The organism is Curvibacter delicatus NBRC 14919, assembly GCF_001592265.1.
GTDB classification, from domain to species: Bacteria; Pseudomonadota; Gammaproteobacteria; order Burkholderiales; family Burkholderiaceae_C; genus Hylemonella; species Hylemonella delicata.
The window spans coordinates 1-5,771 of record NZ_BCWP01000073.1; the positions used below are offsets into that span (position 1 = coordinate 1).

The 5,771-nt window shown below is 62.7% G+C and carries 5 protein-coding genes; 4 read left to right on the forward strand and 1 reads right to left on the reverse strand.

Going from position 1 to position 5,771, the window contains the following annotated elements; all coding sequences use genetic code 11:
• Positions 1 to 209, forward strand: a 209-nt coding sequence (locus CDE01S_RS18915; RefSeq protein ID WP_218016547.1) for a hypothetical protein, incomplete at its 5' end; no start/stop codon positions are given.
• Between the two features lie 130 nt (positions 210 to 339).
• Here the strand turns inward: CDE01S_RS18915 and CDE01S_RS19220 are convergent.
• Entirely contained in the window at positions 340 to 1,890 is a 1,551-nt protein-coding gene (locus tag CDE01S_RS19220; protein ID WP_066710796.1) for a methyl-accepting chemotaxis protein, read from the reverse strand.
• A 94-nt stretch (positions 1,891 to 1,984) separates the two neighbouring features.
• On the opposite strand from CDE01S_RS19220, the gene CDE01S_RS17665 reads away from it, so the two are divergent.
• From CDE01S_RS17665 to dksA, 3 genes are all read left to right on the forward strand, one after another.
• A complete protein-coding gene (locus tag CDE01S_RS17665; RefSeq protein ID WP_066710799.1) occupies positions 1,985 to 3,169 on the forward strand; it encodes a class I SAM-dependent rRNA methyltransferase in 1,185 nt (394 codons plus the stop codon).
• Positions 3,170 to 3,370: 201 nt separating this feature from the next.
• Entirely contained in the window at positions 3,371 to 4,450 is a 1,080-nt protein-coding gene (locus CDE01S_RS17670) for a CobW family GTP-binding protein (RefSeq protein WP_066710802.1), read from the forward strand.
• A 227-nt stretch (positions 4,451 to 4,677) separates the two neighbouring features.
• On the forward strand, positions 4,678 to 5,771 hold a 1,094-nt coding region (gene dksA / locus CDE01S_RS18375), incomplete at its 3' end, for an RNA polymerase-binding protein DksA (RefSeq protein WP_084382984.1).

Genomic DNA, 5,771 nt, shown 5'->3' on the forward strand with positions numbered 1-5,771 from the left:
GGGTGATGACACCGCCGCCCGCATGCATGGTGGCTTGGTTGAGGGTGGACGTTTGCAGAGACATGACGCGTGGCCTTTCAGCTTCGTTAAATCGACAATTTGTTAATTATTATCAAAAGTATCAAATAAGCAAAATGATTGCCCCCATGAACGAGTCAACATTTTTATCAAATTTGGCGATGATTCAGGCCGCTAGCTTGATCAGGTGATGGCGACTTTATTGCTTGGAGTGTGCGCTCACTGGTTGTAATTCTTTTGCCTGTTGGCATAAATTGAATTACAAAAAAGAAAAGGCCACGGGAATGAGCCGTGGCCAGAAACAAAGGCAGACGCAGAGGGTCAACTGGTCTGGAGCTGGAAGACAGCCACCGTGTTGACCAGATCGTCGGCCTGATTTTTGAGGCTGGAGGCCGCCGCTGCAATCTCTTCCACCAAGGCCGCGTTCTGCTGCGTGGTCTGGTCCATCTGTGTCACCGCTTCAGCAATCTGGGCCACGCCGGCGCTCTGTTCCGAGCTTGCGCTGCTGATCTCGCCCATGATGTCGGTCACGCGGCGAATGCTGCTCACCACCTCGCTCATGGTGCTGCCCGCCCGGTCCACCAGGGCGCTGCCTTGCTCGACGCGCTCGACGCTGTCGGTGATCAGGGTCTTGATTTCCTTGGCGGCTTCGGCACTGCGGCCGGCCAGGGAACGCACCTCGCTGGCCACGACGGCAAAACCGCGGCCCTGTTCGCCGGCACGTGCCGCTTCCACCGCCGCATTCAAGGCCAGGATGTTGGTCTGGAAGGCGATGCCGTCGATCACGCTGATGATGTCGGCAATCTTGCGTGAACTGTCGTTGATGCCCTTCATGGTGTCGACCACCTGGGCCACCACCTCGCCACCCTGGATGGCCACGGTCGAGGCGCTTTGCGCCAGCTGATTGGCCTGTTTGGCGTTGTCGGCGTTCTGGCGCACGGTGGAGCCGAGTTCCTCCATCGAGGCCGCGGTTTCTTCCAGCGAACTGGCCTGGCTCTCAGTGCGCGCGCTGAGGTTGAGGTCGCCCTGGGCAATTTCAGCGCTGGCGGTGGCCACGCTCTCGGCGCCGCTGCGCACACGCGCCACCACCTGCGCCAGCCCGGATTGCATGTCGCGCAGGGACGTCAGCAATTGGCCGAGCTCATCGCGCCCGCTCACGGTGATGGGCGAGCTGAGGTCACCCTGGGCCACCTTGCCGGCGACATCGGCCGCGTGGTTGACACCGCGGGCAATCGTGCGGCTGAGGGTGCGAGCGATGGACAGGCCGAGGATGACGGTGACCAGCAAGGCACCGAGGTTGCCGTACATCACCTGGTTCTGCAGGGCCGCGTTCTGGTCGCGGGCCAGGGCCGCGCCCTGCTGGGCCAGCTGCGAGAGGGACTTGAGCTGCCCCATGGTGGCCTCAAAGGTCTGCAATGCCGGCCCCTTGAGAATGTCCAGCGCTTCCTCATCGCGCCGCTGGCGGGCCAGCTGCACGATCTCGTTTTTCTGGGCCAGGTATTTTTTCCATTCCGCAGCAAACGCGTCAAATTGCTTCTTGCCTTGCTCACCTTGGAGGAGCGCGGCGTAAGCCTGCATTTCCTGGGCAACGCTGCCCTGCAGCGCGTCCATGTCCTTCTCCAGGGCGCGTCGTTCGTCCTCTCCAAAGGTCAGTACATGCTGGAACTGCGCTGCGCGCAAGCGGCTGGCCTGGGTGCTGAGGGCCCCGGTATGCACGGTGCCAGGCAGCCACTGGTCAGCGATCTGGCTGGAGTTGCCATTGAGCTCGCCAACGCTGTAGACGGCGTAAAAAGTCTGGGCCGCGGCCAGGCACAGGACAAGGATGAAACCGCCCATCAGCTTGGTGCCGATCCGGATATCCGTCAATTTCATGGTGTGTCTCCCTTATTGCTTGTTAGATCGGATCGGTCCACTCTAGCGGAATGCACGCCGAGTGGAACCCCGGAAAAGCCCGACAATTCAGGCCATGAAAACCCTACGACTCAGAGAAGGCAAGGAGCGCTCACTCCTGCGCCGTCACCCATGGATCTTCGAATCGGCCATTGCCAAGGGCGGGGCCGATGCCGGCGAAACGGTGCGGGTGGAGTCGGCCAAGGGGGAATTCCTGGCCTGGGCGGCCTTCAGCCCGAGTTCCAAGATCCGGGCGCGGGCCTGGAGCTTTGACGAGAAGCAGCGCATCGACGCTACTTTTTTGAGAGCGCTTGTCGCAAATTCCATCAGGGCCAGAGCCCGATTTGACGTGCAAAGCGACGGCGTGCGCCTGGTCCATGGTGAGGCCGACGGCCTGCCCGGCCTGATCGTGGACCGTTATGGCGACACGCTGGTGGCGCAGTTCCTCTCCAGCGGCGTCGAGCGCTGGAAGACAGTGTTGTCCGATGCCCTGCTGGCGGAAACCGGTCTGAGCCGACTGTATGAGCGCTCGGACGCGAGCGCCCGCGGTCTGGAGGGCCTGCCCGAGGCCACCGGCTGGCTCCATGGCGAGGGCGAGACCGCGCTGGTGCTGCGCGAGCACGACTGGCAGCTCGCGCTGGACATTGCCACGGGCCACAAGACCGGCTTCTACCTGGACCAGCGCGACAGCCGCAAGCGTTTTGCGGACTATGCCCGGCGTCTGCAGTTCCCGCGCGTGCTCAACTGTTATTGCTACACCGGCGGTTTCACGGTCGCTGCCTTGGCCGGCGGTGCGGCGCACGTCACCTCCATCGATTCTTCCGGGCCGGCCATCGAGCGCGCCCGTGCCAACGTGGCGCTCAACGGCTTCGAAGCCAGCCGTGCCGACTTCATGGATGCCGACGTGAATGCCAGCCTGCGCCAGTTTGCGCAGGAGGGGCGGACTTTTGATGCCATCGTGCTTGACCCGCCGAAGTTTGCGCCCACGGTGGCGCATGCCGAGCGTGCGGCACGGGCCTACAAGGACATCAACCGGCTGGCCTTCAAGCTGCTGGAGCCCGGCGGCGTGCTGTTCACCTACTCCTGCTCGGGCGGCATCAGTGCCGACCTGTTCCACAAGATCGTGGCCTCGGCCGGCACGGACGCCGGCGTGGATGGTTACATCCACGAACGCATGGGTGGCGCCCCGGATCATCCGATGACCATCAACTTCCCCGAGGGCGAATACCTCAAGGGGCTGGTGGTGATGCGCAAGAGCTGAGGGCGGGTGATTTGGGGCCTTCGGCCTTGTCAGTCCAGCGCTGGTCGCTATAAAATTTGTAGCGTTTGGGACCAAGGCACAGCAACCCTGCGGGCACCGGCTCTTGACAGGACCGGTAAACTCCTCATCTATCGACCTTGATCGGGTCGCCAGCGCGCAAGTTGGCGGCCACTTCCCTTCTTTCTACGCGAGATCCACCCCATGGCCCTGATTCCCGCCACCATCCTGACCGGCTTCCTCGGTTCCGGCAAAACCACCTTGCTCAAGCGCGTGCTGCAGGAGGCGCACGGCCAGAAGATTGCCGTGATCGAAAACGAATTCGGCGAGGAAAACATTGACAACGACATCCTGGTGTCCGACACGAACGAGCAGATCATCCAGATGAGCAACGGCTGTATCTGCTGCACCATCCGTGAAGACCTGCGCACCACACTGCAGCTGCTGGCCGCCAAGAAGCGCAAGGGCCTGCTTGACTTCGAGCGCGTGGTGATCGAGACCACCGGCCTGGCCGACCCCGGCCCGGTGACCCAGACCTTCTTCATGGACGACGAGATCGCCGAGAGCTTTCTGCTCGACTCCGTCATCACCCTGGTGGATGCCAAGCATGCCGCCCAGCAGTTGAACGACCGACAGGAGGCGCGCCGCCAGGTGGGTTTTGCCGACCAGATCTTCATCAGCAAGGCGGACCTGGTGTCGGCCGAGGAGCTCGATGCGCTGCAGCACCGCCTGAAGCACATGAACCCGCGGGCACCGCAGAAGGCCGTGCACTTCGGCGACGTGGCGCTGAACGAGGTGTTCGACCTGCGCGGTTTCAACCTGAATGCCAAGCTGGAGATCGATCCCGACTTCCTGAAGGAAGAGGAGCACGACCACGACCACAGCCAGTGCGGCCATGATCACAGCCATGACCACGACCACGCGCATGGCGAACACTGCAACCATCCCTCGCACCAGCACGGCCATGGCCACCACCATCACCATGATGACGATGTGAAGAGCTTCGTCTTCCGCTCCGACCGGGCGCTGGATCCGGCCAAGCTGGAAGACTTTCTCGGCGCCATCATCAACATCTACGGCCCGCGCATGCTGCGCTACAAGGGTGTGCTCCATATGAAGGGCACCGACCGCAAGGTGATCTTCCAGGGTGTGCACCAGCTCATGGGCAGCGACCTCGGTCCGCAGTGGGCCGAGGGCGAGCCGCGTACCAGCAAGATGGTGTTCATCGGCATCGACCTGCCGCGCGACATCTTTCTGCAGGGCCTGGAACAGAGCCTGGTCTGATCCGGTCAGGCCGGCGCGATCAACGGCCAATTCACCAGACTGTCTCGGTTTCGCAACTACCCACGTGGCAGAGGCGAAAACCTGTACACTCGCGCGCCAGTAAAAAACTCTCAGTTCAGACTTTTGCCGGTCTGCATTGAGGGTATAACAGCAGGCACTGAGGTGAATGCGCAGGCCCGCCCTGCGAGGAGACAATAAAAGTGAAAGCCAAACCAGGAAAGGTGACCGTGTCTTCCAAAGCCAAAACCGCGGCCAAAACCAAACCGGCCAGCAAGGCCGCCGCCAAGCCGGCCGTAAAGGCCAAGCCTGTGGCCAAAGCCAAGCCTGTCGCGAAACCGGCGGCCGGCAAGCCGGCCGTGAAGACAGCCAAACCTGGTGCCAAGAAACCTGTGGTCAAGCCGGTGGCGAAGGCCAAGCCGGCGGTCAAGGTGGCCGCCAAGAAGGCGGCGGCCAAGCCGGTGGCCAAGACCAAAGCGACGGCCAAGCCCGTCGCAAAACCCGTTGCCAAACCGGCCGTCAAGGCGGTTGCCAAGGCCGCCAAGCCGGCTCCTAAGGTTGTCAAACCGGCTGCCAAAGCATCCACCAAGCCTGCTGTCAAGGCGCCCACAAAAGCCGCCAAACCTGCTGTTGCCAAGGCGCCGGCCAAGCCCGTCGCACCCGCCAAGCCGGTACCGGCTGCAGTGGTCAAGCCCAGCACGCCTGTTGTGCCGGTGGCCGCCCCTGCACCGGCGCCGGTGGCCAAGCGGGTGTCGTCCCGCCTGGCTCAGCTGACCGTTCCCTCCATGGCCCAATCGGTGGCTTCCACCGCCGCCAAAGCCAGTTATACCCAGACCATGACACCCACCCTGATAGTTCCCCCCTTGCCCTCGGCCGTCAAAAAAGACCCCAAGCTGGCCAACAACTGGAAGACCAAGTCGGCCGAAGAATTGACCGACGCCGAGCTGTTGGCCATGCCCGAGAGTGAATACATGAACGACAAGCAGATGGCGGCTTTCCGCCTGCGCCTGTCGAGCCTCAAGCAGGACATCCTGAACAGTGCCGGCGAGACCACCGAGCACCTGCGCGAAGACACCGTCGTCGTGCCCGACCCGGCCGACCGCGCCACGATCGAAGAAGAGCATGCGCTGGAATTGCGTACGCGCGACCGCGAGCGCAAGCTGCTGAAGAAGATCGAGCAGTCGATCGCCCGCATCGATGCCGGTGACTATGGCTACTGCGACGAGACGGGTGAACCCATCGGTGTCGGCCGCCTGCTGGCGCGCCCCACCGCCACGTTGTCGCTTGAGGCACAGCAGCGCCGCGAGCTCAAGGGATTTGCTGA

Bases quoted from the DNA above. Each gene is read 5' to 3' on its own strand.
- CDE01S_RS19220 (WP_066710796.1), bottom strand. From the start codon at position 1,890: ATGAAATTGACGGATATCCGGATCGGCACCAAGCTGATGGGCGGTTTC.
- CDE01S_RS17665 (WP_066710799.1), top strand. From the start codon at position 1,985: ATGAAAACCCTACGACTCAGAGAAGGCAAGGAGCGCTCACTCCTGCGC.
- CDE01S_RS17670 (WP_066710802.1), top strand. From the start codon at position 3,371: ATGGCCCTGATTCCCGCCACCATCCTGACCGGCTTCCTCGGTTCCGGC.